A 26571-nucleotide genomic window follows, 5' to 3' on the forward strand; every position below is an offset into this window, starting at 1 on the left:
CTACGGAGCCTGGCGCTTTGCTTTTGCCAATTACCAAACCCTACTCGCGCACAAACTGGCCCCGGCCCAGCAGCTCGCCGGCCGGCCCAAGCAGGCGCAGGTAGTATAGGCCCGGGGCCAGGGCGTTGGTAACTAGCTGGGGCTGAGCCGCACGCAGCTCCTGGCGAAGCACAACCCGCCCGGTGGCATCCACGACTTCGCCGCGCACGGTGGGCGCGGGCAGGGCGGCCAGGTTCAGCACGGCATGGCACGGAACGGGGAAGAGCGAGAGGGGTGCAAGGTTGCCGGCCGTGTGGGTGGCAAGGGCGAGGCCATTGTCGCGCACCGGAGCGGGCGCGGGCAGGTCGAGTACCCACTGGTCGGGGTCAACGGCAATGCTGACGATGGTGCCGCTGGCGGCAAACTGAAAAGTTTGCACGGGCTGGCCCTGGTGTAGGCGCACGGTTTGGGTGGTGCCGTTGGCAAAGGTGAGACGGTAGTCCACGTCGGTATCGAAGAAAGGCGTGACGGCGGGCACCGAGGCCGTTTCGGTTACGCGCAGCACCACGCTGCCGCCCACCTGGTTCCAGCGGCCATCGAAGGTGGGGTAGCCCTGGCCCCGAAACCACTGCTCAAAAAAGTAACCGAGCGGCCGGCCGGCTTCGGCTTCGAACACGCGCTGCAAATCGGCGGTGCGGGCCGTGCTGCCGCGATACTGGCTCTGGTAGGTGCGCAGGGCGCGGAAGAATTTGGTGTCGTCGTTCAGCAAATAGCGCAGCATGTGGATGACGGCCGCGCCCTTTTTGTAGCTGAGGTAGTAGTCGAAAATGCGACGCACGTTGGTGGTGTCGGCCACGTAAACCGTCCCGGAGCTGCGCTGGGCGTATTCATGCGCATTGTTCATCCAGTTGCGGGCATCGGCGGGGGTAGCCAGGGCTTGCAGCGAGAGGTACTCGCCGTAGGAGGCGAAGCCTTCGTTCAGCCAAATATCCTCCCAGCTGGCGCAGGTAACATTGTCGCCGAACCACTGGTGAAACAGCTCGTGGGCGGTGAGCGTGAACGTGAACCCATCTTGCGTGGTCATGGTCTGGTGCTCCATACCGCCGCCGAGCGGGGCCATGCTGTGGCCGTACTTTTCGTCGGCAAACGGATAGAGGCCGGCCAGATTCGAATAGTTCTCGATAAAGCCGGCCGTGCGGGCAATCTCGTCCTGATAAAAGTTGAGGGTGTTCTGATTATACACGTAATCCACGATGGGCACCGTGGGGCCGCCCGCAGGGTGGGCATAGGTCACGGTTTCGAGGTAAGGGGCTACGGCCACCGAAATAAGGTAGTAGTCGATGGGGTGGCGCGATTTCCATTCGTAGCGCACTTTGTTGCCGGGCAGTGGCACCGTGCGCGCCAGCAACCCGTTGGAGCCCACTTTATTAGGCAGCGTGGTAGTCACCCACACGTCGCTGGAGTCGGCTTTATCGGTGAGCACCTGCTTGCACGGAAACCACTCGTGGGCGGCAAAGGGCTCCGACAGGCTCCAGGTAACGTTATAAGGCTGCAAAACCCCATTCACGCGCACTTGATTCCGGTTGTTGAACCCATTGCCGATGGCGGCCGAGTTGCCGCTGGGAGCCGTGCCATGGTAGTAAATCCGGGCATCGGTGAGCGAGCCGGCAGCGGCAGCCTGGGGCAGGGCGGCCGTCGCGTCGTTGCCCACGCGCCGGATGCCGGGCGAGCGCCGCCCGTTCACCACCACCGAGTCGATGAGCAGCGTGGCCGCGCCGGCTGGTCCCTGGTACAGCTCAAACGCCAGCGAGTCGAGCGCCACGGTGCCCACCCGCACCCGCATCCACACCGAGCCGGCAATGTTGAGCGAGGTATTTTCCAGCGCCAGGTCCAGCTTGTAGTACTTCACGTCATAGCGCTCCATCTTGGCGCGGTGCCTTACCGAAGCCGTCGTGGTGCGCAGCGCGGTAGCCACGCGGCCAGCCGCGCAGGTATAGCCGCCTTCGAGGTCTTCGGGCTTGAGCGAACGGGTGCCGGATTGGGCACGCAGGTGCTGGCCCGAGCCCGCAAGTAGCATGCAAAACAAAAACGCGAAAGGGCGAATTTTCATGGATAGCAAAAGCAATGATGAAGGCCAAACCCCGGGGCTGGTGGGTGGGCCCGAGCAAAAATAGCGAATGGCCGCGCTACCCGGCCCGTGTCCGGCACCGGGCCCGCCCGCCGCCCAGCCGCAGAAGCCTGACGCAGCAGTATATTTCGGCATAATATAGATTGAATGCGCTTTTTCCGTTATTCCTGGTTGCCCCGCCGCCTACCGGGCCGAAGCCGCGCCGCCTGGTTGCTGCTTTGTGGCCTGTTGCTGCTGGCGGGGCGGGCCCGGGCCTCGCACATCGTGGGCGGCGAGCTGGAACTAACGCACACCACCGGCCAATCGTATGTCCTTACTCTAAACCTGTATTTCGATGCCGTGAACGGGACGGCCGACTTAATTGCAGGCAGCGTGACGGCCAGTATTTTCGATAAAGCCACCAACGGCCGGATGCAGGACCTGGCCTTGCCCATCGTCGAAAACACCTTCGTCAACTACAGCAACCCGCTTTGTGCCCGGCCCACGCTCAGCACGCGCAAGCTGGTGTACAGCAAAGAAGTTATCCTGCCCACTGGCACTTACAGCGCCCCGCAGGGCTACTACGTGGCCGTGGAGCAATGCTGCCGCAACCTCTCAATTGCCAACATCGTGAACCCGGGTAACGCGGCCCAGGCCTTTTACCTGGAGTTTCCGGCGGTGGTGCGCAGCGGCCAGCCTTTTGTTGATTCGACGCCCCGAATGTTCCCCGCCCTTTCGGACTACGCCTGCCTCGGCGAGCCATTTTATTTTGACTTTGGCGGTACCGACCCCGATGGCGACTCATTAGTGTACGAGCTGGCAACCCCCCTCAACGGGCATGCCAGCATCAACGTACCCCGGCCCACGGCCACGGCCGCGCCGTACGCGCCCATCGCCTGGGTTACCGGGCTGGGGGCCACCAATCCCCTGCCCGGAACCCCCACCCTGCGCATCGACCGGCGCACGGGCCGCCTGAGCGCCCGGCCAGCCGCGCTGGGCCTATACGCCTTTGGTATACGCTGCTCGGAGTTTCGCCAGGGCGAAAAAATCGGAGAAGTGCGGCGCGACTTCCAATTGATGGTGCTCAGCTGCCCGCCCAATGCCCGCCCGAGCCTGACGGTGGTGCTGCCCGGTGCCACGGGGCCCGTGCGCTACCGGCCCGGCCGCGATACCCTGCGTCTGGGGCCAGGCAGCAACCGCTGCGTGCGCGTGCGCTTCACCGACCCCGACCTGAATAGCCGGCTCAGCCTGGCGGTGCGGCCGGTGAATTTCCGGGGGCTGCTGCCAGCTTTCAGTACTCCCAGCGCGGGCATTGTACACGCGGCCGGCCAGCCCGATACGCTCAGCAGCACCCTGTGTTTTCCCGACTGCCTCGATAGCCGCGGCCAGGTGTGGCAGGTAGATGTGATAGTGGCCGACGACGGCTGCAGCCTGCCTAAACGCGACACCGTGCGCCTGGCTTTTGTGGCCCTGCCGCTCCCCAGCGGCCCCCCCACGATAAGCAGCACCGCGCCGGCCGCGCAGCCGCTGGTGGTGCGCGTGGGCGACGTGGTGAGCTTCGATGTGCAGGCGGCGGCCCCCTTCAACCAGAGTGTGCAGCTGGACCTGGCCGGGCAAAACTTTGTTCCGGCCGACTTGGGGGCCAGCCTCACGCCCGCCGGCCCAACCAATCCGCAGCTGGCCCGGTTTCGCTGGCCCGTCGATTGCCGCGTGCTGACGGGTGATTCGGTGCGGGTGTTTCAGTTCACGGCAACTTCTGTCCCCTGCGGGTTGCGGCAAACCGCTGTGTTGAAGGTGGCCGTAGTGGTTCGCTACGCCAATGCCGCACCAGTGCTGCGCACCACGGGCCCCCTCCCAGCCCCCGGCCCGGATGGAATTTCGCTGGTGAGCCGGCAATTGGGCGCTTCCTTCACCCTGGAGCTCACGGGTACCGATGCCAACCGCGACAACCTGACGCTGACTGCCAGCAGTGATAATTTTACCCTGGCCGAGGCGGGCATGACCTTTACGGCCCGCAACGGGGCCGGTAGCGCGGCCGGCACTTTCCGCTGGGACGTGGGCTGCGGCGCGGTAAACCTGCACCGCCCGCTCGACGTCACCTTTCAATTGCTGGATGCGACCTGCCGGCCGCTGCCCCAGCGCCAAGTCGTGCGGTTTGAGGTAGAACCGCCGGCCTCACCGGTCCTCACGCTCTATAACGTCATCACCCCCAACGCCGATGGGCAGAACGATGAGTTCCGGTTGCCCGAGCTGCCCGTCGATTTCTGCGACAACCGCTTTGCCCGCATTCAGGTGTTTTCGCGCTGGGGCCAGTCGGTTTTCGAATCCGCGGACCGAAATTTCCGCTGGCCCGGCCAAGGCCAGGCGGGAACGTACTATTATTTGGCGACTTACACCGATGGCCGGCGTTACAAAGGCTGGCTCGAAATAAAGCCCTAAGCGCACTAGTCCGGCCAGCCATTAAGCATCGCGCCCGGCGGACCGGCTAACGCTAATACATAAACAGAAACACCGCGAACAGCAGGACCCACAGCACGTCGATGAAGTGCCAATAGGTGCCCAGCAGGCGCAGATGCCGCTGATGGTAGGGGTTACGAATGTAGACGAGCGTACGCACGGCATCGCGGCCGGCGTGGGCCACGCGCAGCAGCACGGCCAGCAGCAGCAGCATACCAGCCAGCAGGTGCGCCACGTGCAGCGCCGAAATAAGGTAGAGGAACTGCCCGCTGCTGCGGCTACCCTCGCCCCGAAAGGCCACACCGTTCTGCAATAGCTCGCGCCAGCCCAGCAGCTGCAAACCAGAAAAGATGCAGCCCAGCAGCAACGTAGCCCCTAAGCAGCGCGCCAGACTGGCCAAATCATCCTGGGCATATAGGCGCGGGGCCTGGGCCATGGTGTAGCTGCTGATGAGCAGCACGATGGTACTGAGTGAAAAATAGCGTGGCAACGCGTAGAGCCCGGTCGGCACCCCGCTATTGACGCGGGCCTGCACGTAGGCCGCAATCAGAATGGCGAACATGATGGCAATGGCCAACATGCCCAGGTAGCCGGCCATCAGCAGCGGCGGCAGGCGCTCGATGTGCCCAAACGAGGAGGCCGGCCGGCGGGCTCCAATCTGGTTATTGCGTTCGGAATCGGGGTTCATTGGGGCAGCGCCGAGGGTGTAGCTAACAAACTACACCAGCAGGAATTAGTTGCGTCCGGCCGATTTTTGCCCAAATGTTACGGGCGGCTGGGCCCGTGCTGGGCAGCTTGCCTCACACTCACTTAAAGAAGGAGCCTATTTTGCCCAGAACGGCATTGAGCGTGATTTTTGGCGTGCGCTGCACCCCGAACGTCACGTAGGTTTTGCCGCCCACGCGCAGGTCGAGCACCCAACCCAGGCCGCGCGCCAAGTCGTTTATTTGCTGGAGCGGGTCGGGGCCGGCGGGCTTGGGCGCTTTGGGCGCGCCGGGGGGCTTGGGCGGGCCGGCCGTGAGCTGGTCGAGAACCTCTTGGCTCGGAATATTGAGAATGAGGTAGGTACCAGCCGCCGCCAGCTGGAGCGCGTGTCCGTTCCAGTTGATGACCAGCTGGGCCTCGATTTCGAGCGCGCTAGGCACCGGGCTCGGGGTGGCTGGCGGCCAACTGAGGCTGCGGGGCGGCCGGAGCAGCGCCCGGCTGCTCGCCACGCGTGCGGATGCGGAGTGAACCGTTCAGCTTCCAGGTGGCAGCGGGCCCATTAGGGTTCTGCGGGTTGGGCACTTGCAGCTCCATTTGGTCGAAGGCGCAGCTGAGCTCCACACCGCCCGAGAGCTTGCCGAGCAGCGAGGCGGCCATGTCGGCCCAGTTGGGGGAAGTAGTTTCGGACATGATGACAAAATTGGGGGAGGTAAATAGGCCGCCGGCAGACGGCCCGGCCGCAAAGTACGGCCCTGCGCCAACTAACGCAAGGCTCCGGCGCGGGTTGCCGGAAGCATTGCATTCAAGTTAGATGGTAGCCCAGCCAAGCTCCCCCCGCGGGCCGCGCAACAGGCTGAAGCCATTAGTTTCGCCCAGTACGGCCACGGCCGTGCGGGCAGCCAGCGCCACGCGGGCCGGCGCAGTGGCAGTGGGCTGGTCCCGCAACTCAACTATTGCAGGCAGCAGCAGCCGGCGCAACGGCGCGCGCCCCGCTTCAATTACAGCCAGTGCAGCAACGTAGCCGATATCTCCGGCGGGCGTTTGCACGCGCAGCACCAGGCCTTGCTGGCCCAGCACCAGCAAGGGCATCTGCTTGGATAGTGTTTCCATGCGGCGGCTGGTAACCTTGGCCGTGGTGGGCCGCAATGCAGTAGCCAATCGCAGGCGTACGAACTCGCCCCGGCGGTCGGGGCCGGCCGGCGGCGCGGGCGCGGTGGCACCGCGCTGCACAAACGGTAAGGGGTCGACTGCACCCTGCCCGCTGCGGTAAATGCCGAAGTGCAGGTGCGGGGCCGTAGTGCGGGCGTTGCCGGTATTGCCCACCAGGCCCAGGGTATCGCCGGCGCGCACGCGCTGGCCGGGGCTCACCAGCTGCTTATCGAGATGAGCGTAGTAGAGGTGTTCGCCGTGGGCGGCATCGGCCAGCCACACCACGCGGCCACCCAAGGGCGTTTCGCCGGTGCGGGTGATGAAGCCGTCGGCAGCAGCCAAAGCGGGCGTACCGCGCGGCGCAAAAATGTCGATGCCCTCGTGGCGGCGAGTGCCCCCGTCGCGGTCGGCCCCCCAGAAGCTGCCGGCGGCGGCATCGTTGCGGCCCCGTACCGGGAACACGCTCAGGCTGGGCTCACGGGCTACGCGCAAGGTGTAGCGGCCGGCGGCCAGCAGCTCGGGCTGCACGCGCAGCAGGTGCTGGCCGGTCGTTTCGGCCCGGTAGCGAAAATCCAGCACCACGGTATCGGCGCTGGCCAGCGGGGTAGGAACCTGGCCGGGAGCTGCTTCAAAGGCATCGAGGAAAACGTGGGCGTTGGCTCCCGGGGCGAGCGTGAGACTGACGTGCACCTGCTCGCCGGCGCGCACGGCGTAGCGGTAGCTGGCGGCAGCAGGCAGCTCGGCCCGGAAATAGCCGGTTTCGGCGAAGGGCAGCGGCACCACCAGCGAGTCGCGCAGGGCCTGGGCGGCGGCGGCCAGCCAGCGGCGGCCGGCGGGGCGGCGGTCGAGGCCCGCCTGGGCCAGTTGCCGGGCGTAGGCCTGGTGCGGCGTTGATTTTTGAAAAATGGCCTGGAGCGTTTGCTGCTTGCTACATCCGGCCAGCAAGAAAAGAAGTGCGCTGGCAACGGGCAAAAACCGACCGAAAACCAGCCGGAGTCCGGTAGGGAAAGGGAATAAGGGCATAGTGGGCTAAACCCCGGGCAGCACGGTGTAGTTCGCAGGCGCAGCCCGGCGCGGCAATGCGCACCGGAGCGCGCCCTTTTATTCGTCCTGACGGGATAGCGAAGCAAAGGCTTCGGCCCAGGCCTACCTTTACGGGCCACTCCCGCCCATCCTCACCTTCGTATATGAAGCTCATCGAATGCCCGCGTGATGCCATGCAGGGCCTCCCCGAATTTATCCCCACGGCTACCAAAACGGCTTACCTCGCCGCGCTGCTGGCCGTAGGCTTTGATACGCTGGACTTTGGCTCGTTCGTATCGCCAAAGGCCATTCCGCAGCTGCGCGACACGGCCGAAGTACTGGCTGGCCTCGACCTTAGCCAGACCCGCACCAAGCTACTGGCCATCGTGGCCAACCGGCGCGGGGCCGAAACGGCCGTGCAGCACCCCGAAATCAGCTACCTGGGCTTTCCGCTGTCGGTTTCGGAAACCTTCCAGCGGCGCAACACCAACCAAAGCACCGCCGAAGCCCTAGCCGACGTGGCCGCCATGCACAAGCTGTGCGAACGCAGCGGCAAAACGCTGGTCGCCTACCTGTCGATGGGCTTCGGCAACCCCTACGGCGACGCCTGGAGCCCGGAAATTGTGACCAACTTCACCGAACAGCTAGCCCGGCTGGGCGTGCGCATCGTGGCGCTGTCCGACACCATTGGGGCCAGCACGGCGGCTACTATTAGTCCGCTTTTTTCGGCTTTGATTCCGGCTTTCCCCGCCATTGAATTCGGAGCACACCTGCACACCACGCCCACCACCTGGCGCGAGAAAGTGAGCGCCGCCTACGGGGCCGGCTGCCACCGCTTCGACGGGGCGATTGGCGGCATTGGCGGCTGCCCGATGGCAGCCGATGAGCTAACCGGCAACATGGCCACCGAAAACCTGCTGGCTTATTTAGCCGAGCAGAACGTCGAAACCGGGCTGGATATGGCTGCGTTCGGCCACGCCCAATCGATGGCCAATTCTGTTTTCCCTAGCCATTAACTTCTTTATTACCATGCCTATTACCGTCGACATCTTCATCCCTTGCTTCGTCGACCAACTCTACCCCACCACGGCCCTGAACATGGTGAAAGTGCTGGAGCGCCTGGGTGTGGACGTGAACTACAACCCCGGCCAGACCTGCTGCGGGCAGCCAGCCTACAACGCCGGCTACCACCCGGCGGCGCGGGCCGTAGCCAACAAGTTTCTGGAGGACTTTGCCGCCCCGGCCGCCGATACCCGACGCTACATCGTGAGCCCGTCGGCCTCATGCGTGGGCATGGTGCGCAACAGCTACACCGACTTGTTTGCCGAAACGCCCGCGCAGCAAAACGCCTGCCGCGGCGTGCAGGACCGCGTGTACGAGCTGACTGAATTTTTGGTGGGCGTACTGGGCATCACGGCCGTGCCGGGCGCGCAACTGGCCGGCTCCTATACCTACCACGACTCCTGCTCGGCGCTGCGCGAGTGCGGCATCGGCCCGGGCCCGCGCCAGCTGCTTGATGGCGTGGTGGGCCTGCAACGCATCGAAATGGCCGAAACCAGCACCTGTTGCGGTTTCGGTGGCACCTTCGCCGTGAAGTTCGAGGCTATATCAGTCGCCATGGCCCAGCAGAAGGTGGAACACGCCCTCGAAACCGGGGCCGACTACCTCGTGAGCACCGACGTGAGCTGCCTCATGCACCTCGATTCCTACATTAAAAAGGAAAAGCTGCCGCTCAAATGCCTGCACGTGGCCGATGTGCTGGCCAGCGGCTGGTAGGCGTTCGTCATTATGGTCCGGTCCGACCGCCCTAGGCGGTCCGACCGGTTGTCGTTGTTAAGACTTCGGTATTGTGACCATTGGTTGGACCAGACGACGACCGGTCGGACCGCCTAGGGCGGTCGGACCAGGACAACCTTACAGCGCCTTCCGAATCCGGTCCTTCAGCCCCTCGGTGGCTTCGAGCAGGGGCAGGCGCACGGCAGCTCCACACACGCCCAATCCTTCGAGGGCAGCTTTCACGCCCACGGGGTTGCTTTCCTCATACATCATGGGGTTGAGGGGCAGCAGGCTGAAAAGGCCGGCGCGGGCGGTGGCAAAGTCACCGGCCAACGCGGCGCGGGTTAGCTCGGCAAAGCGTTTGGGAAAGGCATTGGCCATTACTGAAATAATGCCTTCGGCCCCGCAGGCGATGAGGGCGGGCGTGAGCAGGTCGTCGCCCGAGAGCAGCAGAAATCCCTCGGGCTTGCTGGCGGCGATGGCCAGGCACTGCTCCATGTTGCCGCTGGCTTCCTTGATGCCGATAATGTTGGGGTGGCGGGCCAGCCGCAGCGTGGTTTCGGCGGTGATATTGGAAGCCGTGCGACCGGGCACGTTGTAGAGGATGATGGGCAGCGGGCTGGCATCGGCCAGGTGGGTGTAGTGGGCAATAAGGCCGGGCTGGCTGGGCTTGTTGTAGGCGGGGCTGGCCGAAAGAATAGCCGCCACGCCAGTCAGGTCGGTGGTGCGGAATAGCTCTTCGGCCGCCACAGTATCGTTGCCACCGATGCCGTACACCAGCGGCACGCGGCCGGCTACGTGCGCGACGGCGGTGCGGAGCAGCTCGGCTTTTTCGGCGGCCGTAGTGGTCGGCGATTCGCCGGTGGTGCCATTCACGACGAGGTATTCTACGCCGCCCTCGATGCAGAAATCGAGCAGGTGCCGCCAGCCACCGTAGTCCACGGCCAAATCCGGGGTGAAGGGCGTGACCAAGGCCACACCAGTGCCATGAAATGCGGGAAGATGGGAACCAGGAGTGCGCATGCCGGGAGTTTGGGCGTTAGTTTTGTGGGCTGCAAAAGTAGCAGGTCGGTTCGCTATTCGGCGGCGCAGATTTGCAGGTTTCGGCATTCACCCCCATTTCACCCCCCGGTTGCGAAGCCCGGCTTCGTGCGTTTCCATGAAAGTTTCCCTTGCTTCCCTCCTGCTGGCCGCCCTGAGCCTGGCTGCCTGCGACTCAAAAACCGCCACCACCGGCGAAACCGCCACCAGCAAAGCCACCGTGGGTGCGGCCGATTCGCTGGTAACCGACCCGGCCGTGGCTAAAACCTCGGGCACCCAGGCCACCGCGACCGACGAAGCCAATGCCACCCCCGGCCCCGACCCCAAAACCATCCCGGCCGGGAAAGCCGGTGATGCGGCCGGCATCCTGGCCCGCCCGCAGGTACCCATCCTCTGCTACCACCAGATTCGGGACTGGACGGCCCGCGATTCCAAAGGAGCCAAGGATTACATCGTGCCCATCGCCGCCTTCAAGGCCCAGATGAAGATGCTGGCCGACTCGGGCTACCACACCGTGTCGCCCGACCAGCTGTATGCCTACATGACGACCGGCGCAAAGCTGCCGAGCAAGCCCATCATGCTCACCTTCGATGATACCGACCTCGACCAGTTCACCATTGCCCGGCCCACGCTGGCGCAGTACGGCTACAAGGCCATGTACTTCGTGATGACCGTGAGTCTGGGCCGCCCCCACTACATGACCAAGGACATGGTAAAGCAGCTTTCCGACGAGGGCAACGTCATCGGCTCGCACACCTGGGACCACCACAACGTGAAGAAATACCAGGGCAAAGACTGGGAAATCCAAATCGATAAGCCCACCAAAACGCTGGAGGATATCACGGGCAAGAAAATCAACTACTTCGCCTACCCCTTCGGCCTTTGGAACCCGCAGGCCTTCCCCGAGCTGAAGAAGCGCGGCTTCGTGGCCGCCTTCTCGTTGGCCGAAAAGCGCGACCAGCAGGACCCGCTCTTCACCATCCGCCGCATCATCGCCAGCGGCTACTGGAGCCCCAAAACGCTGCGCAACAACATCGTGCAGTCGTTTTAGGCTGAACCAGCCATAATTTTCCGGGCCGACCCGGCAATGCCCATAAATTAGCCCGACTGTTCAGCAGCCGGGCTAATTTATGGGCATTGCCGGGTCGGCTTTTAAGTAGCCAACTTTTTTTACTTTACAGACGGTGTAAATTCACTCCTTACTTCGGATTCCAACCGTTGCTTCAGAATCGCATTGCGCGTTCGCAACAGCCGGGTCAGGTACTGAGTCAGAAAAAACGTATCAACCCAGCGCCCGACCAGCCCGAACGGACTGCTGAACTCGAACACGTCGCGCACCCGGGTTCCGCCTTCAGTGGCTTCGAAATAATGGTCGTGTCGCAGGGTTTTAAACGCCCCGCGTACCAGCTCATCGCGGAAATAGTGCGGCGGCGAGGCTGCCGTGATTTTAACCGTGAGTTGTTGGCGGACACCAAAATGGCGGCCCTCCCACGTCACCACATCGCCTAACTGCAGCTGGCCGCTGGGCGGGCCGGCCAACACGCGCTCGCCGGTTTGTTGGGTTGAATCAAGATGCGCCTGCACATTCAGGGCCAGCGCGTAGCAGGCAGCCGGCGGGGCCTGCACCAGCATTTCCAGTTCAATACGCGCCATGCTTACAATGGCTATTTGAGCCCGCGCAGCACCTCTTTGGTATTGCGCACGTGGTCGGTGGCCCCGCTCAGGGAGTTGAAAATATATTGAATGACACCGTCCTTGTCAATTACGAACGTGACGCGGCCGGGCAGCAGGCCCAGCAGGGCGCGGGGCACTTCGTAAAGCTTGCGCACTTTGCCGTCAGTATCGGCCAGCAGCTCGAAGGGCAGGCGGTGCTTTTGGGTAAATTTCTGGTGCGAGGCTTCGCTGTCGGAGCTGATGCCCACGACTTCAGCCCCGAGGTCCTTAAAATCCTCGTATTGGTCGCGGAACGAGCAGGCTTCGGCGGTGCAGCCGGGCGTGTCGTCCTTGGGGTAGAAATACAGGACGACGTGGCGGCCGCGCTGGTCGGCGAGCCGGAACGACTGGCCGGAAGTGGTGGTAAGGGTGAAATCGGGAGCGGGCTGGCCTACCTGAAGCATGGCAAAAAACAATAAATTGAGGCTGCAAAGTACGGCCCGTGTAAGGCTTTGCGGGCAAAGGCGTCATCTTTGTGCCCCGTTCGTCAACTTGCCTTCATGTCGCAGCCCCGCATTAGCGTTATCATTCCGGCCCACAACGAAGCTGGGGCCATTGCCCTGGTGCTGGCCGAAATTCCGCCAGGGCTCGCGCACGAGGTAATTGTGGTCGACAACAACTCGACCGACGACACCAGTACCATTGCCCGCGCCGGTGGGGCCACGGTGCTGCGCGAGCCCCGCCCCGGCTACGGCTACGCCTGCCTGGCGGGCATGGCCCACGCCTTCGGGGGCGCTAAATCCGAATGGCCCGACCTCGTCGTATTTCTCGACGGCGACCATTCCGATTTTCCCGAACAGATGCCCGAATTACTGGCCCCGCTCCTGCGCGGGGAGGCCGATATGGTCATCGGCTCGCGGGCGCTGGGCAAGCGCGAAAAAGGCTCGCTGCTGCCCCAGCAACGCTTTGGCAATTGGCTGGCCGCCCGCTTGCTCAACCTGCGCTACGGCGGCACCGTCACCGATTTGGGGCCGTTCCGGGCTATTACGGCCGCCGCCCTGCTGGCCACCGGCATGGAAGACAAAACCTACGGCTGGACGGTAGAAATGCAGGTCAAAGTTGCCCGCCTGGGGCTGCGCACCGTGGAAGTGCCCGTGCGCTACCGCAAGCGCATCGGCACGAGCAAGGTGTCGGGCACGGTGAAGGGCACCCTCGGGGCCGGCTACAAAATTCTCTGGACGATTTTCAAATACTGGTAACCCGGGCTACCCGGTTGAGTTGCGGCCCGCGCCGCGCCAGCCGGGCTCCGCTATTTTTTTCGCTTTGTCGCACGCTTACGTTTTCTGTTTCTGATGGCCGTACTGCCGACTTTACTGGTGGTGCTCTACGGGCTATGCCTGCTGTTCATTCTGGGGTTCAGCCTGGGCCAGTGGCAGCTGACGCGCCTGGCGCGGCGAGCCTACAAACAAGGATTGCCACCTGCCCCGCCCATCCCGCCCGCGTGGCCCACCGTGCTGGTGCAGCTGCCGCTGTATAACGAGCAGAATGTGGTGGAGCGCGTCATCGATGCCTGTGCTGCCCTCGACTATCCCGCCGACCGCCTGCACATCCAGGTGCTCGACGACTCGAACGATGCCACCGTGGCCCTTGCCGCCGCCCGCGTGGCGCACCACGCCGCCCGGGGCCTGAGTATCAGCCACGTGCGGCGGACAGACCGCCAGGGATTTAAGGCCGGGGCATTGCGCTTCGGGCTGGAAGGCAATACGGACGAGTACGTGGCCATTTTCGATGCTGATTTCGTGCCCGAGGCCGATTTCCTCAAGCGCACCATCCCCTACTTTTTGCCGGATGAAAAAATTGGGGTGGTGCAAACGCGCTGGGGCCATTTGAACGAGGACGAGGACCTGCTGACGCGCCTGCAGGCATTTGGGCTGAACGCGCACTTTCTGATTGAGCAGGTGGGGCGCACCTTCGCGGGCTTCTTCATCAATTTCAACGGCACGGGCGGCGTGTGGCGGCGCGCCTGCATCGACGATGCCGGCGGCTGGCACACCGACACCCTCACCGAAGACCTCGACCTGAGCTACCGCGCCCAGCTGCGCGGCTGGCACTTCCTGTACCGGCCCGACATTGTGGCCCCCGCCGAGCTGCCCGCCGTGATGGACGCCCTCAAATCGCAGCAGTTCCGCTGGACCAAGGGCGCAGCCGAAACCGCCCGCAAGCACCTGGGCCAGATGTGGCGCTCGTCGCAGCCGCTGGCCGTGAAGCTGCAGGCCACGTTCCACCTGCTCAATAGCTCCGTCTACATCGTCATCATGCTCATGGCGCTGCTGAGCGTGCCGCTGGTGTTCGTGCGCGCGCAGTACCACGAGTTTAAAGTCGTGTTTCGGCTGGCTTCGGTATTTCTGCTGGGCTTCGCGCCGCTGGTTTATTACTATTACACGGCCTGGCGGCTGGCGCACCCTCGTAAGTCGATGTGGCGCTACCCCGGCTTCTTTCTGCTGTTTCTGTCGGTTTCGATGGGCTTGGCTCTGCACAATGCCCGCGCCGTAATTCTGGGTTGGCTGGGACAGCGCACCCCCTTCGTGCGCACCCCCAAAGCCGGCACCGGTGGCCCGGCCAAGCGCCGCCGCTACCGCACCGGCGGCGTGGGCGCGCTGGTGCTGCTGGAAGGCGTGCTGGCCTGCTACTTCGCCTTTGGGCTGGTGGCAGGCATTTACTTCAACGATTTCGGCCTGCTCCCCTTCCACACGCTGCTGACTATTGGTTTCGGGGCCATCTGCTATTACTCGGTGCGCGACGACAAGTAGGCCGCCATCGCAACACCGCTATTCTTTCCATTTTCTTGCCGCTCAAGCTCCCCTCCGTTTCTCAGCTACTGGCGCTGCTGCTTTCGGGGGTAGCGTACGCGGCCCTGGCCTACGCCACCCCCCGGGCCCAGTTTGGGCAGCTGGCCGGGCTGATGGCGCTGGCCCTGGCGGCTTACGCGTGGCTGCTGCGCACGCGGCTGCCGCTACGCTGGGGGCTGGGCGCGGCGCTGGTCTTCCGACTGCTGTGGCTGCCGGCGCAACCCGCCCTGTCCGACGACCTGTACCGCTTCCGCTGGGACGGGCTGCTGGTAGCCCAGGGGGTAAACCCCTTCCGGTTTCGGCCCGATGAGCTGGTTGCCGACGGGGCCCGCACCGCCTTGCCCGATGCCACTACGCGCGCCCGGGTGCTGCCCGAGCTGCAGCAGCTCTACCGCCAGCTAAACTCACCGCACTACTATTCGGTGTATCCGCCGGTGTGTCAGGCAGTTTTTGGAGCATCCGCCTACTTGTTTCCTTTCTCCGAACGGGGCTTTGTGGTAAGCCTGCGCGTGGCCATGTTGCTGGCGGAGGCGGGTACCGCCTGGCTGCTATTGGCCCTGCTGCCGGCCCTGGGCTGGCCGGCGGCGCGGGCGTTACGCTACCTGCTGCATCCGCTGGTTGTGGTCGAACTCACCGGCAATCTTCATTTTGAGGCGCTGGCCCTCTGCTTCGTGCTGCTGGCCATCTGGCTATTGCACCGGCAGCAATGGACTCGCTCGGCCGGGGCAATGGGGCTGGCCGTAGCCGCCAAGCTGCTGCCGCTGCTGGCGCTGCCGCTGCTGGCGCGGCGGCTGGGCTGGCGGCGCTTCGCGGCCTACTCGGCGGTGGTGGCGGGCACGCTATTGGTGCTGTTCGCGCCGTTTATTTCGGTGGCGCTCGTCGTAAACATCAGCCGGAGCCTCAACCTCTATTTCCGCAGCTTCGAGTTCAACGCCAGCATTTACTACGTGCTACGCGCTATTGGCTACCACCTCACCGGCTACAACAAAATCGCGCTTATCGGCCCGGCCCTGGCTTTGGTGGCTGCGTTATTTGGATTGGGCCTGGCCTGGCGCGAGCGTCGGCCAACGCTTGCCACCCTTCCGGCAGTCCTGCTGCTGCTGTTCACGGGCTACTATGCCCTGGCTACCACGGTACACCCCTGGTACATCACCCCGCTGATTGCGCTGGCCCCACTCACCCGCTTCCGCTATCCGCTGGTGTGGGGTGGTGCAGCGGTGCTTTCATACGCAGCCTATCGCACCACCGATTACACCGAAAATCTGTGGCTGGTGGGCCTGGAATACTTTATCCTGAGCGTCGTACTGGTTTGGGAGCTCAGACTGCGTGTAGCCAAGAACGAAGAATAAGCGGGTTGGTACCAAATTCTTCATTCTCAATTAAGTGCGGCACCTTATTTCGGCCAGTACGCGTAGCGCCGCTGTCCCTTCAGGCGTAGGCTGCGACCGTCCCAGGTTGTTTGGCGCAGTAGGATATTGGGGTAGGCTTTTGCAAACCAGTACACGTTCTGCTTGTCGGGAGCCAGCTGTACGGTCACTCGCCAGGCTGGTTCGCTAGCCTCGGCGGCCGAAGCTTCGGTGGTGGTGAGGTGGGACTTATAGTATACTGGCAGCGCGGCTTTGCTGGTTTGCTGCAGGTCCATCACCACCAGGTCGAAGGCTGGTTGCTGGGCAAAGCGCAGGGTGCGCAACGTGTACGGCAGAGCATCTTCCAACAGCACGTCGCGGCGCAGGTCGCGGCTGCCCACTCCCTGCTGGTCCCAATAGGAGTTATAGTTCTCCTTGAAACTGACACCGTCGTCTACAATGGCTTTGAAGGTGTTGCCGCACCACTCCTGCGACGAGGAGGTCATTTTGTACAAAGCCACCGGCTGGTCGCGCCGAAAAAACAGCGAAGTCAGGTAATGGTACGGGTAGTTGTCGGCCGGAATCTGACAAAACGCATTCACCTTCATCACCGGAAATAAATCGTCGCGCTTGTAATCGTCGGTTTTCACGTTGAACTGCTGGTTGAATTCCTCCTTCACCGTGATAAGCGTGTACTCGAACTGCCGCTTTTTCTTGTACACCATGCGCTCAGCATCGTAGGTGGCTACTTCGGCCAGGCCGTCCTCCCAGAGTTTGTTCATGGCCCACTGCTCATCGAAATGGGGCATAATGGCTTGCAACGCCCGCACCGAGGCACGGGGCTTCGGCTTGTCGGTCTGCTCAGCGTCCGGAGTACACGCGGGCAGGGCCAGGCTTATCAACAGCGCGCCCAAGCCAAATGAAAGTGATTTTCGGTTCATAAGTAGCAGTAGGCGCTAAGCCCGTTCTGATTGGCGCTGGTCGCTCATCGGCTAGCGGGCTGGTACCCGGCCAGCGCCGGGTGCATGGCATTCCAGGCGGCCAGGTCCTCGGCGGTATCCACGTCGCGCAATTCGGATAGCAGCGCTACACGCAGGCCCAGGCGCTGGGCATCAGCCAGCGTATCGGCCAACACCGAGTCGGTACTCCAGGTTTTATTGGCAAACAGCGCGGGCTGCGGCTGGCGCAGGCCCAGCAGGTAGTAGCCGCCATCGGTGGCCGGGCCAAGTACGACCTCCGCGGTTTCCAGTGCCTCGAAGGCCTGGGTGAGGTGACTGGCGCGCAGGCCCGGGCAATCGGTCCCGATAATAGCCACGCGCCCGGCCCCGGCCGCAAATGCGGCGGCAAAGGCCGTCGTCATGCGTTCGCCCAAGTCGCCTTCGGGCTGGCAGCAGGTGGTGTGGGCGGCCCACTCGCGGGCCTCTGCGGCGGTTGGCTCGGCGGTGGCGGTGTCGGCTAGCCAAACGGTAGCGGGCACACCAGCCGCTACAATGGCGGCGTTGGTAATGGCCAGCAGCTCGCGGTATACGGCTAGGGCAGCGGGCGGGCCCACGCCGGCCGCCAGCCGGCTTTTCACGCGGCCCAGGGCCGGCACGCGGGCAAACACCAGCAGTTGTTGGTCAGTTGGCGGCGGCGTTTGGCTCATCAAATTCAGCTTATTCATATACTTTGCGGCCACGCCGGAGCCAAGTGCCCCAGAACGTGGAATACGGGTGCACATCGGCCGTGACACCGGAGGCATTCACCACCGGATGGCCTTCGTTCACCCATTCAAAAAGCCCTCCGTAGAGGTTGCGCACCTGCCGGAAACCCAGCGCGTGCAGGCGCTCGCCCAGCCGTTCGCTGCGCAAGCCCACCGAGCAATATACCACTATCGGTCGGGCCCGGCTAACGTCGGGCAACTGCACCGTGGACAACGAGTCAAAGTTCACGAACCGGGCTCCGGCCAGGTGGCTCACTCGGAATTCAGCCGGCGTGCGCACATCAAGCAGCAGCGGCGGGGCAGCCAGTTTCAGCTCGCGGGCCAAGTCGGTGGCGGGCACCGTGGGCACGGTGTGGTGGTAGACGGTACGGAGGAGCTGCTGATAAAGCACGCCAGGGCTGGTGGGCATCGTCCCCGACTCGGACTCGCAACCCGCCAGGGCCAACAGGCCAAGGCAATAGCGAGCGCGCAAAATTCGGAGCGTGAGCATGGGAAATAAAGGGTAAGCCGGCCGGCCGGCCTAGGCCGTAGCCCCGCCGCAGCTGGACCCCGCACCAGCCGTGCAGCCGTAGCAGTGCTGGTTGACTACAATGGCCCGGGCTTGGAGCGACTCAAGGTCGAAATCGCGGATGTGCTGCGAGGCCGTGCGGGCCACCGGCAGGTCAAGCATCTGGTTGAAATCGCAGTCGTAGAGCAGGCCGTCCCAGCCCACCGAGATGGTACTGCGGCACATCACGTTGGCAGCGGCGGTGGGGTTGTAGGCCTGCACCAGCTTATCCATATAAGCCTCGTAGTTGCCGCTTTCCACCAGGTAATCGAGGAAGCGACTCACCGGCAGGTTGGTAATGGCCAGCAGGTTGTTGAACGACACGCCGTGGTCCCGGCTCAGGCGCTGCTTGAACTCACGCTCCAGACTCACCTGATTACCAGGCAGAAAAGCGCCGGATGGATTATATACCAAATCCAAACTTAAGCCCGAGCCTTCCACTCCGTAGCCCACGGCATTCAGCATCTTCAAGGCCCGCATCGATTTGTCGAATACGCCATCGCCGCGCTGCGCATCGGTGCGGGCGGCGGCAAAGTGCGGCAAAGAAGAAACGACCCGCACCTTGTGCTTGGCAAAAAATTCGGGCAGGTCGTAATACTTCTTGTTGGCGACGATGATGGTGAGGTTGCAGCGCACGATGGCAATACGACCCAACGCCGAAATGCCTTCCACAAACCAGCGGAAATCGGGGTTCATCTCGGGTGCGCCACCCGTCAGGTCCACCACTTCGATGTTGGTTTTGGCCAGCGCATCCAGGCACTGCTGCATGGTTTCACGGGTCATAATTTCGGTACGGTCGGGGCCGGCATCCACGTGGCAGTGCTTGCACACCTGGTTGCACATTTTGCCCACGTTCACTTGCAGCACCGTCATTTCGGTGGGGCGCAGGGGCAGCAGGCCAATTTCGCGCAGCTTAGAGGCAAACGCGGGGAAGGCTGCCCCGGCGGTTTGGGCCGGGTTCAGCACGTCGAGCTGATAGGCGGAGTCGGCCAGCGCATGGTGCTGAGCGTGGAGCGATTTCGTAGGAGACAGGGACACAGGAAGTGAGATAGGGGAAAATAGAATCGGAATCCGGGAGCCCGGGCAGGCCCCCACTTCCGCTGGTTTACATCGATAATTCTTTCGCCTTGTTCATCATCATGGTGGCGTGTACCAGCGTGGCCCCGCCCTTGATTGCGGCTCCCACGTGCACGGCTTCCATCATCTGGGCCTCGTCGGCCCCTTTTTGCAGCGAGTCCGAGGTATAGGCGTCAATGCAGTACGGGCACTGCACCACGTGGGCCACGGCCAGGGCAATGAGGGATTTCTCGCGCTCACTCAAGGCACCTTCCTTGAAGACCTCGCCGTAGTAATCGAAGAATTTGCGACCCATTTCGGGCTGCCACTCGCTGATTTTGCCAAATTTGGCCAAGTCGGCGGGATTGTAGTAGGAGGAATCGCTCATGATAAAAGTGGCGTTTTGAGAGTGAAGGTTAAGGAGTTGTTGAAGGTTCAACGGCGGCGCACGTGGATGCGAACCCGCTCGCCATCTTCGCTGGTAGTAGGCATTACGTCGATGCGGTCGGCTTCATCGTAATAAGCAGCCACCCCGCGCACGATACCTACGGCCAGCCCGCCCATGCGACGGGGCGACACGTAGTCAATTATCAGCTCATTGGGACCAAAGCAGCGAATTCCACTTTATCAAGGCCCGAAAGCTCCATTAGCTTCACCCAGGTGCTGTGGTCGTACTGCGTTTGTACGTAGCGCTTCAGAAGCGTTAGTATCGTGCCGTGCATAAACCTGAATTAATGACAAGATACGGGATAAGCAATGCCGCCTGCCAGCCCAAACGGCTAACAGGCGGCATTGTTTGCTCTAGGCCAGGCGGCTGCAATATTAAGTGCATAAGCCTATTCGCTTCCGGCTAGATATTGCCTACCACTGTCATCGTGCTGAGCGTAGGGCCGGTGCTACCACCGGTTGGCTCAACTGTCATGGCAAAGGTCTGGGCGCTGGCAATGTCCTTCATGTGCTGCAAGCCTTCGCCGGTAGCGGTAGCGGCCGTAAGCACACCAGCGTCAATCGGCTGGCCCTTGTCGAGCGCCCAAAGCTGATACTGTTTGCCAGCGGGCAGGGCCGGCAGGCTACGAACATCAACGTACACCTTGTGGGTCGCCACATTAAAGAATACGCGCGCCTTTGCCGTGGGAGCGGTTTTAGTTCCAGCCAAGGCCACAGCCTTGAATTCGTCGTTGCGCAACACCTGGTTCTCCTGGCGCAGGTCGCCTAGCTGGCGTTCCACCACCTGTGAGGTGGTGGCGAAGCGGGCCTGGTCGCCTTGCAGCGCTACTACCTGGGCATTGGCGTTTCTCCAGTTCGAGTACAGCAGGAAGTTGGCTCCGAGGCTCAGCAGCAAGGCTACCGAAGCCGCTACGGCCCAGTTCGAGCGGCTGGTTGGGGTTGCAACGGGCGCGGAAACCATGGGACGGATTACTGCTTCGTCGGGGCGGTGAGCGGCGGGAGCGGCAGCGGCGGGAGCCATGATGGCATCCACGTCGGCCCGGAGCGAAGAGTTGGAGCGAGCGGCGGGGGCGGCAATTTGCGCCATTACGTTGCTCAGCACCCGCTCGCGCATTCCGGCGGGCGGAGCAACGGCGTGGGCTTCGGCGTAGGACCCGAGCGCAGCCTGCACCTGCGCCAGTTCGGCCCGAACCTCGGGATGGCTGGCAGCCTGGGCCTCTACGGCTGCCTGCTCGGCGGCCGAGAGTTCTCCGAGAGCGTACAGCTCCAGGATGCCCGATTCGATATATTCTTGGAAATTTTCCACGGTTGGGTTCAACGAATAAGTTTGCTTAGGACTTTGATGGCAGTACGGGCACGGGTTTTCACCGTACCGAGAGGAATGTTAAGCTCCTCGGCCACCTCACTCTGGGTGAAGCCCTCAAAATAGAGCATGTCGATAATCAGGCGTTGCTCAGGAATCAATTTTTGGGTAATCTCTTGTAGGCCAATATGTTCGGGACGAAACGACGTGGGCGCTGCCTGCCGTTGCGCTACCAGACTGTCGTCCAGCCCGGTTGTTTTGCTACCTACGCGGTGCTGTCGCGAGCGGATTTTATCGATGCTCAAATTGCGGCAAATGTTCAGCACCCAGGTGAACAGCCGGCCCTTACTAGGGTCGTAGCTGGCGAAGGCATTCCATATCTTGACCAAGGCCTCCTGTAACACGTCTTCGGCTTCATCTTCGGCTTTCACAATGCGGTAGATAACGCCGTATAGCGCGGCCGAATACCGGTCATAGAACAGCGTCATGGCCGATTCGTCGCGGGCCTGTAGGCGCCGGACTAAGTCCTCCTCGGCGGCAGGTGGCAGGGAAATAAGGGGATTATCGGACACTGGAGTAGCTAAAAGTGGAGAATTAAAGCGGTAGGACAACCTGTTGGTGAGCGCACGAAAATACGCGGTGCCAGCTAATTGCTACCATACGGCATTGAGCGGCCCGCAACCGAACAACGGTGGGCCGCTAGCAGTACCCGCCGGGAGCTACAATGTTCAGGCAATGTTTCCGGGCGGGTGCACAGCCGGTATGGGCAGCCCGGGTTGCCGCTGGCTTGTACCTTTCGGCTACCTTCCTGTTCTTTCTAACCTGAGCTATGTCCATCGAATCATACAACCCGCATACCGGGCGGGTACTCCGTCGCTTCACCCCTTTTGCCTGGGCCAAAACCCAACGCATTCTCAGTCAGGCCCATATAGCATATAAGGCTTGGGCCACCACCACCTTTGCCCACCGCGCCGGCGTGCTACGCCGGGCCGCCGCCTTGCTCCGCGAGCGCCAGGATGCCCTGGCTCGCCTCATGGCCCTGGAAATGGGCAAACCCATCACCGATGGCCGCGCCGAGGTCTTGAAATGCGCCACCTGCTGCGAGTACTACGCCGAGCACGCCGAGGCGTTTATGGCCGATGAATTAATTAAAACCGATGCCGGGCGCAGCTTCATCAGCTACCAGCCGCTGGGCGTAGTGCTGGCCGTAATGCCCTGGAACTTCCCCTTCTGGCAGGTGGTGCGGTTTGCCGCGCCGGCGCTGATGGCCGGCAACGTGGGCTTGCTCAAGCACGCCTCCAACGTGCCGCAGTGCGCGCTGGCGCTGGAAAAAATCTTTCACGATGCAGGACTACCGGCGGCCTGCTTCCGCACCCTGCTCGTGGGCTCGGAGCAGGTGGAACTGCTGCTGGCCGACGACCGGGTGCGCGCCGTAACGCTCACCGGCTCGGAAGGTGCGGGCATGGCCGTGGCGGCCGTGGCCGGGCAGCACATCAAAAAAGCCGTGCTGGAGCTGGGCGGGTCCGACCCGTTTATTGTGCTGGCCGACGCCGACCTGACCCTGGCCGCCAAAATCGCCGCCCAAAGCCGCATGATAAACAGCGGCCAGAGCTGCATCGCCGCCAAGCGCTTCATTGTGGAGAAACCGGTGTACCGCGAGTTCATCAGCCAGCTAAAAACTCATCTGCTGGCTCTGCGCCCCGGCGACCCGCTCGATGAGGCCACCCAATACGGTCCGCTGGCCCGCCCCGACCTGGCCGACGAGCTTACCCAGCAAGTGGAGGACTCGGTAAAAAAAGGGGCGAAGATTGAGCTCCACGGCGGCCAAGCCAAGCCCGGAACCGCCCTCTTCCGCCCCATGATTCTGTCAAACGTTAAGCCCGGCCAGCGCGCCTACGCCGAGGAGCTGTTCGGCCCGGTGGCGTTGGTGCTCGAAGCTAAAAACGCCGACGATGCCGTGCGACTAGCCAACGATTCGCGCTTTGGCCTGGGGGCCGCCGTGTGGACGGCGGACCCGAAAAAAGGCGAGACCATGGCCCGTCAGATTGAAAGCGGGGCCGTGTTCATCAATGGCCTGGTAAAATCGATGCCCGAGCTGCCATTTGGCGGCGTCAAGAAGTCGGGCTATGGCCGCGAGCTTTCCTACCTCGGCATTCGGGAGTTCGTAAACCAGAAGTCGATTTGGGTGGCCAAGGAAGTGGTAGCATCAGTGAAGGCGAAGACGGAGTAATAGCATTGGCAGAAAAAAGAATGTCATGCTGAGCTGATCGAAGCATCTCTACCGCAGTAGTATTCCATTTGATTGGACTACGCTGCGCGGTAAAGATGCTTCGGCTGCGCTCAGCATGACGTTCTTCTTTACTTCTTTTTTCTGCCATATCCATTCACCTACCTACGCGTATCCCAACACCTTGTAAATCAGCCATCCGGCGACCTCGTGCGTTAGCAAACCGAAGCTGGACATGGCCTCGGGGCTGGGCACCAGCCAGGCATCGGGGCTAAGGCTGCGGTCGGTACTGCGGTAGCCGGCCGGGAAGCCGATGGGGTGCAAGCCCACTTTGGCAAAGCAGCCCATGGCCCGCCGCTGATGAAAAGCGGACGTAACGAGGATGAGCGTGTCCTGTTCGGGCGTGAGCAAACGCTTGGTAAAAAACGCATTTTCGTGGGTGTTGCGGCTTTTGTCTTCGCGGATGATGGCCGAGTTAGGCACGCCCGCCAAGCGCAGCAGCGTGGTGAGGTCGTCGGCTTCGGTGTGGGCCCTGGCCTGCACTGCGCCCGAGCCGCCCGACACGATGATACAGCGCACCCGCCCGGCCCGGTACAGCCACAGGGCATCGGTGAAGCGGTCGGCTCCCAAGCCGAGATACACCCGGTCGTGCGGCGATTTTCTGGTGATGGTGATGCCGGTGAGCAGCACGGCGGCATCGGCGTGGCGCGGCAGGGCGGCCAGGGGCACCGGCGGGCGCTCCCAGGCCAGCAGCAGCTCATTCACTACCAATGGATTGGTCGTGATGAAAAACACAAGCAACGCGGCTACCAGCCAGCGGCGGGGCTGCCGCGCCAGCAGGGCCACTACCAGCAGGGCCAGCAACCACACGGTGGGCACCAACACAAAATCGAGAACCTTGGAAAGCAGAAAAAACATGCCCAAAGGTAGCGTCACGGCCGGCGCAGGGCCGGCGCGGGCTACACGTGGTCGGGCACGAAGGCGCGCAGGCGCGCCAACTGGGCTTCCACTTCGGCCTCCGTAGTAAGGTTATCGCAATCCAGGATGCGGCCCTGGCAATAGCTCACGAAAAAGGGGGCAATCTTCTGCTGCATCAGCTTTTTAGCCACGGGGTTCTCATCCGAATTGAGACGCAGGAAGAGGATGGATTCGTTGCCGGGGTCATCCACGAATTTGGCGAAGGGCGGGGCCAGCGCCTGGCAGATGGCGCAATCGAGGGAGGTGAATTTAGCAAACACCTTCAGGTGCTCGTGCGTGAGGCGACGCAGGTGCTCATCGTCGGTATCGAGCACCCGCTTACGTTCTTGTTCAGTCATGAAAGGCAATTGATAAGCTGGTATACACTGCGCTTTCAATTGGGCGGCGTGCAATGATACAGCAAGCCCCAATATCCGGCAGGAGCGTTAAACCCCGAAAACAGCTGCAGGGTTCGGCTTATTTTCGCAGCATCAACTCGCGGATATATTTCACCGGGGCACTGCCGTAGCTGAGGAATTTTTCGTTGAACGCTTTCAGGTCGAAGGCTTTGCCGTCCTGCTGCATCAGCTCCTGGCGCAGGGCATAGATTTCGGAGTAGCCCGTGAAGTAGCTGCTGAGCTGCACCTGGCTAAGGGTGGCGCGCAACCACTTGCCCCGGGCCTCGGCTTCTTCCTGGAAGCCCTCGCGGCGCAGCATCGCCACCACGTCGGTTTCGCTCATGTTCTCGGTCTGAATGGCGTGGTCGATGACGGCGTTCAGGGTCGAGCGCATGTTCCATTTGTCCCACATCAGCCACATTTCGTCGGAATTGTTGCCGTAGCCGCTTTCCAGCATCATGCGCTCCGAATAGACGGCCCACCCTTCCACCATGGCGCCGTTGCCAAAAATGCTTTTCACCAGCGAGGGCGAGCGGTTGGCGTACACAAGCTGCGTGTAGTGGCCCGGAATGGCTTCGTGAATATTGAGAATCTGGAGGGTGTAGTCGTTGTATTCGCGCAGGTAGCTTTCAGCCTGGGCGGGCGTCCAGTCGGCGGGCAGGGGCTCCACATTATAATAGGTATTGGCACCCTTATCGTAGGGGCCGGGGGCCGATACGCTGGCCCCCGCGCCGCTGCCGCGCATATAGAGCGGAGTTTCGCGCACCACTAGCGGCTTGCTGGGGTCTTGGGTCAATAGCTGGTGCTCGTTCACGAAAGCCACGAGGGTCGGAATCTGACGCTTCACGGCGTCTACAAAACCGTCGCGTGGGGCGTGCTTCAGCGTCAGTTGGTTGATGACGGCCGTGATGAGAGCCAACGTATCGGCTGGGGCCTTTTGACCGGGGAAATACTTGGGATAGAGCCGCGCGGCGCGGTGGCCCATGTCGTGCAGCAGCTCCGCCTTGTGCTTTAGGGCCTGCTGATAAATTTCGGCGGCGGTGAAGCGCGACTGAATATCGTAGGCAAATCTCTGTTCGAATAACGCCTTACCGATGCGGAACGGGCGGAACCGCCCCTTGGTCAGCACGTCGTTTTTGAGGAAATCCAGGTAGCCCTGCACGGCCGTGCGGGCGGCGGCCACGCGGGCGGTCAGGGACTTCTTCTCGGCTTCGGTCAGGCCCGATTTCCGGACCGAGTCGGCCAGCGCGGCCCCGAACACCGCCAGGCCGCCCGCGTTCTGCTTGATGGCCAGCTCGCTGTGCTCCTTCGTCGGGTTGCTGATGTTGGCTTGAGCTGCCGCGTAGTACTCGGCCGCGTGGCTGATTTTATCAGAAATATTGCGTAGGCGACGGTCCAGCCGGAAGTGCCGGCCGTTCAGCAGCTCGCCCACCGAGGCCCCGAGGTTGTAGCTGGCCGGGTTCCACTGCCAGTTTTTGAGGGTGTCGGCGTACCAGCGTTCGGCGCGCAGCTCGTTGCGGAGCAGGCGCAGGTCAATCTGGTTGTTGGGCGAGAGGCTGTCGAGGGTGAATTTGCTCAGCGCGGCCAGGTTGTTCTGCGCGAAAGCATCGTCGGCCTGCCGCTGAGCAGCGTTGGGAATCAGCAGCAGCGAATCGTATTTGTGGTAGCCCACGCCGGAGGCATAGTCGGGGTTCTGCTTCCACAGCGCCTCGATAAACTGGCTTTTGAAGCCATCAAAGCGGGCATCGGGGCCGGTGGCGGTTGCCGTTTTATCGGCTTGGGAGCAGCTGGCGAGGGCCAGGGCCAGCAAGGGCAGGTAGCGGAATTTCATGGGTGGGTGTTTAGATTG

The 26571-nt window shown here is 62.6% G+C and carries 27 protein-coding genes; 8 read left to right on the top strand and 19 right to left on the bottom strand.

From position 1 onward, the window contains the following. Positions 1-40 precede the first annotated feature (40 nt). Positions 41-2089, bottom strand: a complete 2049-nt coding sequence (locus tag ABIB44_RS02755; protein WP_354583091.1) for a M1 family metallopeptidase — start codon at positions 2087-2089, stop codon at positions 41-43. Positions 2090-2254: 165 nt separating this feature from the next. On the opposite strand from ABIB44_RS02755, the gene ABIB44_RS02760 reads away from it, so the two are divergent. Then, on the top strand, positions 2255-4525 hold the full coding sequence (locus tag ABIB44_RS02760; RefSeq protein WP_354583092.1) for a T9SS type B sorting domain-containing protein: 2271 nt from the start codon (positions 2255-2257) through the stop codon (positions 4523-4525). 52 nt (positions 4526-4577) lie between these two features. Here the strand turns inward: ABIB44_RS02760 and ABIB44_RS02765 are convergent, their stop codons facing one another. The 4 genes from ABIB44_RS02765 to ABIB44_RS02780 form a co-directional block, all read right to left on the bottom strand. Next, positions 4578-5231: a cytochrome c oxidase subunit 3 gene (locus tag ABIB44_RS02765; RefSeq protein WP_354583093.1), complete on the bottom strand. Its 654-nt coding sequence runs from the start codon at positions 5229-5231 to the stop codon at positions 4578-4580. A gap of 118 nt (positions 5232-5349) precedes the next feature. Continuing rightward, entirely contained in the window at positions 5350-5688 is a 339-nt protein-coding gene (locus ABIB44_RS02770; protein WP_354583094.1) for a hypothetical protein, read from the bottom strand. Continuing rightward, positions 5681-5938, bottom strand: coding sequence for a hypothetical protein (locus ABIB44_RS02775; RefSeq protein WP_354583095.1), 258 nt, complete (start codon positions 5936-5938; stop codon positions 5681-5683). Before ABIB44_RS02775 ends, ABIB44_RS02770 begins: the two co-directional genes overlap by 8 nt. A 117-nt stretch (positions 5939-6055) precedes the next feature. Continuing rightward, on the bottom strand, positions 6056-7369 hold the full coding sequence (locus ABIB44_RS02780; protein WP_354583096.1) for a peptidoglycan DD-metalloendopeptidase family protein: 1314 nt from the start codon (positions 7367-7369) through the stop codon (positions 6056-6058). A 215-nt stretch (positions 7370-7584) separates the two neighbouring features. Here ABIB44_RS02780 and ABIB44_RS02785 point away from each other — a divergent pair, with 215 nt between their 5' ends. Continuing rightward, the gene (locus ABIB44_RS02785; RefSeq protein ID WP_354583097.1) at positions 7585-8436 is read left to right on the top strand and encodes a hydroxymethylglutaryl-CoA lyase; all 852 of its coding nucleotides are present in this window, start codon (positions 7585-7587) and stop codon (positions 8434-8436) included. A 13-nt stretch (positions 8437-8449) separates the two neighbouring features. Then, entirely contained in the window at positions 8450-9196 is a 747-nt protein-coding gene (locus tag ABIB44_RS02790; protein WP_354583098.1) for a (Fe-S)-binding protein, read from the top strand. A 138-nt stretch (positions 9197-9334) separates the two neighbouring features. Here ABIB44_RS02790 and dapA read toward each other — a convergent pair whose 3' ends face one another. Then, positions 9335-10219, bottom strand: a complete 885-nt coding sequence (gene dapA / locus ABIB44_RS02795; protein ID WP_354583099.1) for a 4-hydroxy-tetrahydrodipicolinate synthase — start codon at positions 10217-10219, stop codon at positions 9335-9337. Positions 10220-10355: 136 nt separating this feature from the next. Here dapA and ABIB44_RS02800 point away from each other — a divergent pair, with 136 nt between their 5' ends. Beyond that, positions 10356-11288, top strand: coding sequence for a polysaccharide deacetylase family protein (locus ABIB44_RS02800; RefSeq protein ID WP_354583100.1), 933 nt, complete (start codon positions 10356-10358; stop codon positions 11286-11288). Between the two features lie 119 nt (positions 11289-11407). Here the strand turns inward: ABIB44_RS02800 and ABIB44_RS02805 are convergent, their stop codons facing one another. Both ABIB44_RS02805 and ABIB44_RS02810 read right to left on the bottom strand, forming a co-directional pair. After that, the gene (locus ABIB44_RS02805) at positions 11408-11890 is read right to left on the bottom strand and encodes an SRPBCC family protein (protein WP_354583101.1); all 483 of its coding nucleotides are present in this window, start codon (positions 11888-11890) and stop codon (positions 11408-11410) included. A gap of 11 nt (positions 11891-11901) precedes the next feature. Next, the gene (locus ABIB44_RS02810) at positions 11902-12354 is read right to left on the bottom strand and encodes a peroxiredoxin (protein ID WP_354583102.1); all 453 of its coding nucleotides are present in this window, start codon (positions 12352-12354) and stop codon (positions 11902-11904) included. A 96-nt stretch (positions 12355-12450) separates the two neighbouring features. On the opposite strand from ABIB44_RS02810, the gene ABIB44_RS02815 reads away from it, so the two are divergent. From ABIB44_RS02815 to ABIB44_RS02825, 3 genes are all read left to right on the top strand, one after another. Beyond that, positions 12451-13149, top strand: a complete 699-nt coding sequence (locus ABIB44_RS02815) for a glycosyltransferase family 2 protein (RefSeq protein WP_354583103.1) — start codon at positions 12451-12453, stop codon at positions 13147-13149. A gap of 93 nt (positions 13150-13242) precedes the next feature. Beyond that, the gene (locus tag ABIB44_RS02820; RefSeq protein ID WP_354583104.1) at positions 13243-14700 is read left to right on the top strand and encodes a glycosyltransferase; all 1458 of its coding nucleotides are present in this window, start codon (positions 13243-13245) and stop codon (positions 14698-14700) included. 35 nt (positions 14701-14735) lie between these two features. After that, positions 14736-16088, top strand: coding sequence for an MptA/MptB family glycosyltransferase (locus tag ABIB44_RS02825; protein ID WP_354583105.1), 1353 nt, complete (start codon positions 14736-14738; stop codon positions 16086-16088). A gap of 44 nt (positions 16089-16132) precedes the next feature. Here ABIB44_RS02825 and ABIB44_RS02830 read toward each other — a convergent pair whose 3' ends face one another. The 8 genes from ABIB44_RS02830 to ABIB44_RS02865 form a co-directional block, all read right to left on the bottom strand. Next, entirely contained in the window at positions 16133-17026 is an 894-nt protein-coding gene (locus tag ABIB44_RS02830; protein ID WP_354583106.1) for a hypothetical protein, read from the bottom strand. Between the two features lie 44 nt (positions 17027-17070). Continuing rightward, on the bottom strand, positions 17071-17748 hold the full coding sequence (locus ABIB44_RS02835; protein ID WP_354583107.1) for a TIGR04282 family arsenosugar biosynthesis glycosyltransferase: 678 nt from the start codon (positions 17746-17748) through the stop codon (positions 17071-17073). After that, positions 17741-18277: a rhodanese-like domain-containing protein gene (locus ABIB44_RS02840; RefSeq protein WP_354583108.1), complete on the bottom strand. Its 537-nt coding sequence runs from the start codon at positions 18275-18277 to the stop codon at positions 17741-17743. Before ABIB44_RS02840 ends, ABIB44_RS02835 begins: the two co-directional genes overlap by 8 nt. A gap of 30 nt (positions 18278-18307) precedes the next feature. Then, a complete protein-coding gene (arsS, locus tag ABIB44_RS02845; protein ID WP_354583684.1) occupies positions 18308-19366 on the bottom strand; it encodes an arsenosugar biosynthesis radical SAM (seleno)protein ArsS in 1059 nt (352 codons plus the stop codon). A 73-nt stretch (positions 19367-19439) separates the two neighbouring features. After that, on the bottom strand, positions 19440-19778 hold the full coding sequence (locus tag ABIB44_RS02850) for an arsenosugar biosynthesis-associated peroxidase-like protein (protein ID WP_354583109.1): 339 nt from the start codon (positions 19776-19778) through the stop codon (positions 19440-19442). 47 nt (positions 19779-19825) lie between these two features. Continuing rightward, positions 19826-19969, bottom strand: a complete 144-nt coding sequence (locus ABIB44_RS02855; protein ID WP_354583110.1) for a hypothetical protein — start codon at positions 19967-19969, stop codon at positions 19826-19828. A gap of 271 nt (positions 19970-20240) precedes the next feature. After that, positions 20241-21143, bottom strand: a complete 903-nt coding sequence (locus tag ABIB44_RS02860) for an anti-sigma factor (RefSeq protein WP_354583111.1) — start codon at positions 21141-21143, stop codon at positions 20241-20243. A gap of 8 nt (positions 21144-21151) precedes the next feature. Beyond that, on the bottom strand, positions 21152-21712 hold the full coding sequence (locus ABIB44_RS02865) for an RNA polymerase sigma factor (protein ID WP_354583112.1): 561 nt from the start codon (positions 21710-21712) through the stop codon (positions 21152-21154). Positions 21713-21969: 257 nt separating this feature from the next. Between ABIB44_RS02865 and ABIB44_RS02870 the strand changes: the two genes are divergently transcribed. Next, positions 21970-23370 carry an NAD-dependent succinate-semialdehyde dehydrogenase gene (locus ABIB44_RS02870; protein ID WP_354583113.1) on the top strand — a complete coding sequence of 467 codons (1401 nt, stop codon included), beginning with the start codon at positions 21970-21972 and terminating at the stop codon, positions 23368-23370. Between the two features lie 162 nt (positions 23371-23532). On the opposite strand, the gene ABIB44_RS02875 is transcribed toward ABIB44_RS02870, so the two are convergent. From ABIB44_RS02875 to ABIB44_RS02885, 3 genes are all read right to left on the bottom strand, one after another. Beyond that, positions 23533-24285 (bottom strand): YdcF family protein, encoded by a 753-nt coding sequence (locus ABIB44_RS02875; RefSeq protein ID WP_354583114.1) that lies wholly within the window; start codon positions 24283-24285, stop codon positions 23533-23535. A 41-nt stretch (positions 24286-24326) separates the two neighbouring features. After that, the gene (locus ABIB44_RS02880) at positions 24327-24683 is read right to left on the bottom strand and encodes a thioredoxin family protein (RefSeq protein ID WP_354583115.1); all 357 of its coding nucleotides are present in this window, start codon (positions 24681-24683) and stop codon (positions 24327-24329) included. 118 nt (positions 24684-24801) lie between these two features. After that, on the bottom strand, positions 24802-26553 hold the full coding sequence (locus ABIB44_RS02885; RefSeq protein WP_354583116.1) for a DUF885 domain-containing protein: 1752 nt from the start codon (positions 26551-26553) through the stop codon (positions 24802-24804). Positions 26554-26571 lie beyond the last annotated feature (18 nt).

The organism is Hymenobacter sp. UYCo722, assembly GCF_040547115.1.
GTDB lineage: Bacteria > Bacteroidota > Bacteroidia > Cytophagales > Hymenobacteraceae > Hymenobacter.

Excerpts from the sequence above, each read along its gene's own strand:
- ABIB44_RS02755 (WP_354583091.1), bottom strand. The coding sequence starts at position 2,089 with ATGAAAATTCGCCCTTTCGCGTTTTTGTTTTGCATGCTACTTGCGGGC.
- ABIB44_RS02760 (WP_354583092.1), top strand. The coding sequence starts at position 2,255 with ATGCGCTTTTTCCGTTATTCCTGGTTGCCCCGCCGCCTACCGGGCCGA.
- ABIB44_RS02765 (WP_354583093.1), bottom strand. The coding sequence starts at position 5,231 with ATGAACCCCGATTCCGAACGCAATAACCAGATTGGAGCCCGCCGGCCG.
- ABIB44_RS02775 (WP_354583095.1), bottom strand. The coding sequence starts at position 5,938 with ATGTCCGAAACTACTTCCCCCAACTGGGCCGACATGGCCGCCTCGCTG.
- ABIB44_RS02785 (WP_354583097.1), top strand. The coding sequence starts at position 7,585 with ATGAAGCTCATCGAATGCCCGCGTGATGCCATGCAGGGCCTCCCCGAA.
- ABIB44_RS02790 (WP_354583098.1), top strand. The coding sequence starts at position 8,450 with ATGCCTATTACCGTCGACATCTTCATCCCTTGCTTCGTCGACCAACTC.
- dapA (WP_354583099.1), bottom strand. The coding sequence starts at position 10,219 with ATGCGCACTCCTGGTTCCCATCTTCCCGCATTTCATGGCACTGGTGTG.
- ABIB44_RS02800 (WP_354583100.1), top strand. The coding sequence starts at position 10,356 with ATGAAAGTTTCCCTTGCTTCCCTCCTGCTGGCCGCCCTGAGCCTGGCT.
- ABIB44_RS02805 (WP_354583101.1), bottom strand. The coding sequence starts at position 11,890 with ATGGCGCGTATTGAACTGGAAATGCTGGTGCAGGCCCCGCCGGCTGCC.
- ABIB44_RS02810 (WP_354583102.1), bottom strand. The coding sequence starts at position 12,354 with ATGCTTCAGGTAGGCCAGCCCGCTCCCGATTTCACCCTTACCACCACT.
- ABIB44_RS02815 (WP_354583103.1), top strand. The coding sequence starts at position 12,451 with ATGTCGCAGCCCCGCATTAGCGTTATCATTCCGGCCCACAACGAAGCT.
- ABIB44_RS02820 (WP_354583104.1), top strand. The coding sequence starts at position 13,243 with ATGGCCGTACTGCCGACTTTACTGGTGGTGCTCTACGGGCTATGCCTG.
- ABIB44_RS02830 (WP_354583106.1), bottom strand. The coding sequence starts at position 17,026 with ATGAACCGAAAATCACTTTCATTTGGCTTGGGCGCGCTGTTGATAAGC.
- ABIB44_RS02835 (WP_354583107.1), bottom strand. The coding sequence starts at position 17,748 with ATGAATAAGCTGAATTTGATGAGCCAAACGCCGCCGCCAACTGACCAA.
- ABIB44_RS02840 (WP_354583108.1), bottom strand. The coding sequence starts at position 18,277 with ATGCTCACGCTCCGAATTTTGCGCGCTCGCTATTGCCTTGGCCTGTTG.
- ABIB44_RS02850 (WP_354583109.1), bottom strand. The coding sequence starts at position 19,778 with ATGAGCGATTCCTCCTACTACAATCCCGCCGACTTGGCCAAATTTGGC.
- ABIB44_RS02870 (WP_354583113.1), top strand. The coding sequence starts at position 21,970 with ATGTCCATCGAATCATACAACCCGCATACCGGGCGGGTACTCCGTCGC.
- ABIB44_RS02875 (WP_354583114.1), bottom strand. The coding sequence starts at position 24,285 with ATGTTTTTTCTGCTTTCCAAGGTTCTCGATTTTGTGTTGGTGCCCACC.
- ABIB44_RS02880 (WP_354583115.1), bottom strand. The coding sequence starts at position 24,683 with ATGACTGAACAAGAACGTAAGCGGGTGCTCGATACCGACGATGAGCAC.
- ABIB44_RS02885 (WP_354583116.1), bottom strand. The coding sequence starts at position 26,553 with ATGAAATTCCGCTACCTGCCCTTGCTGGCCCTGGCCCTCGCCAGCTGC.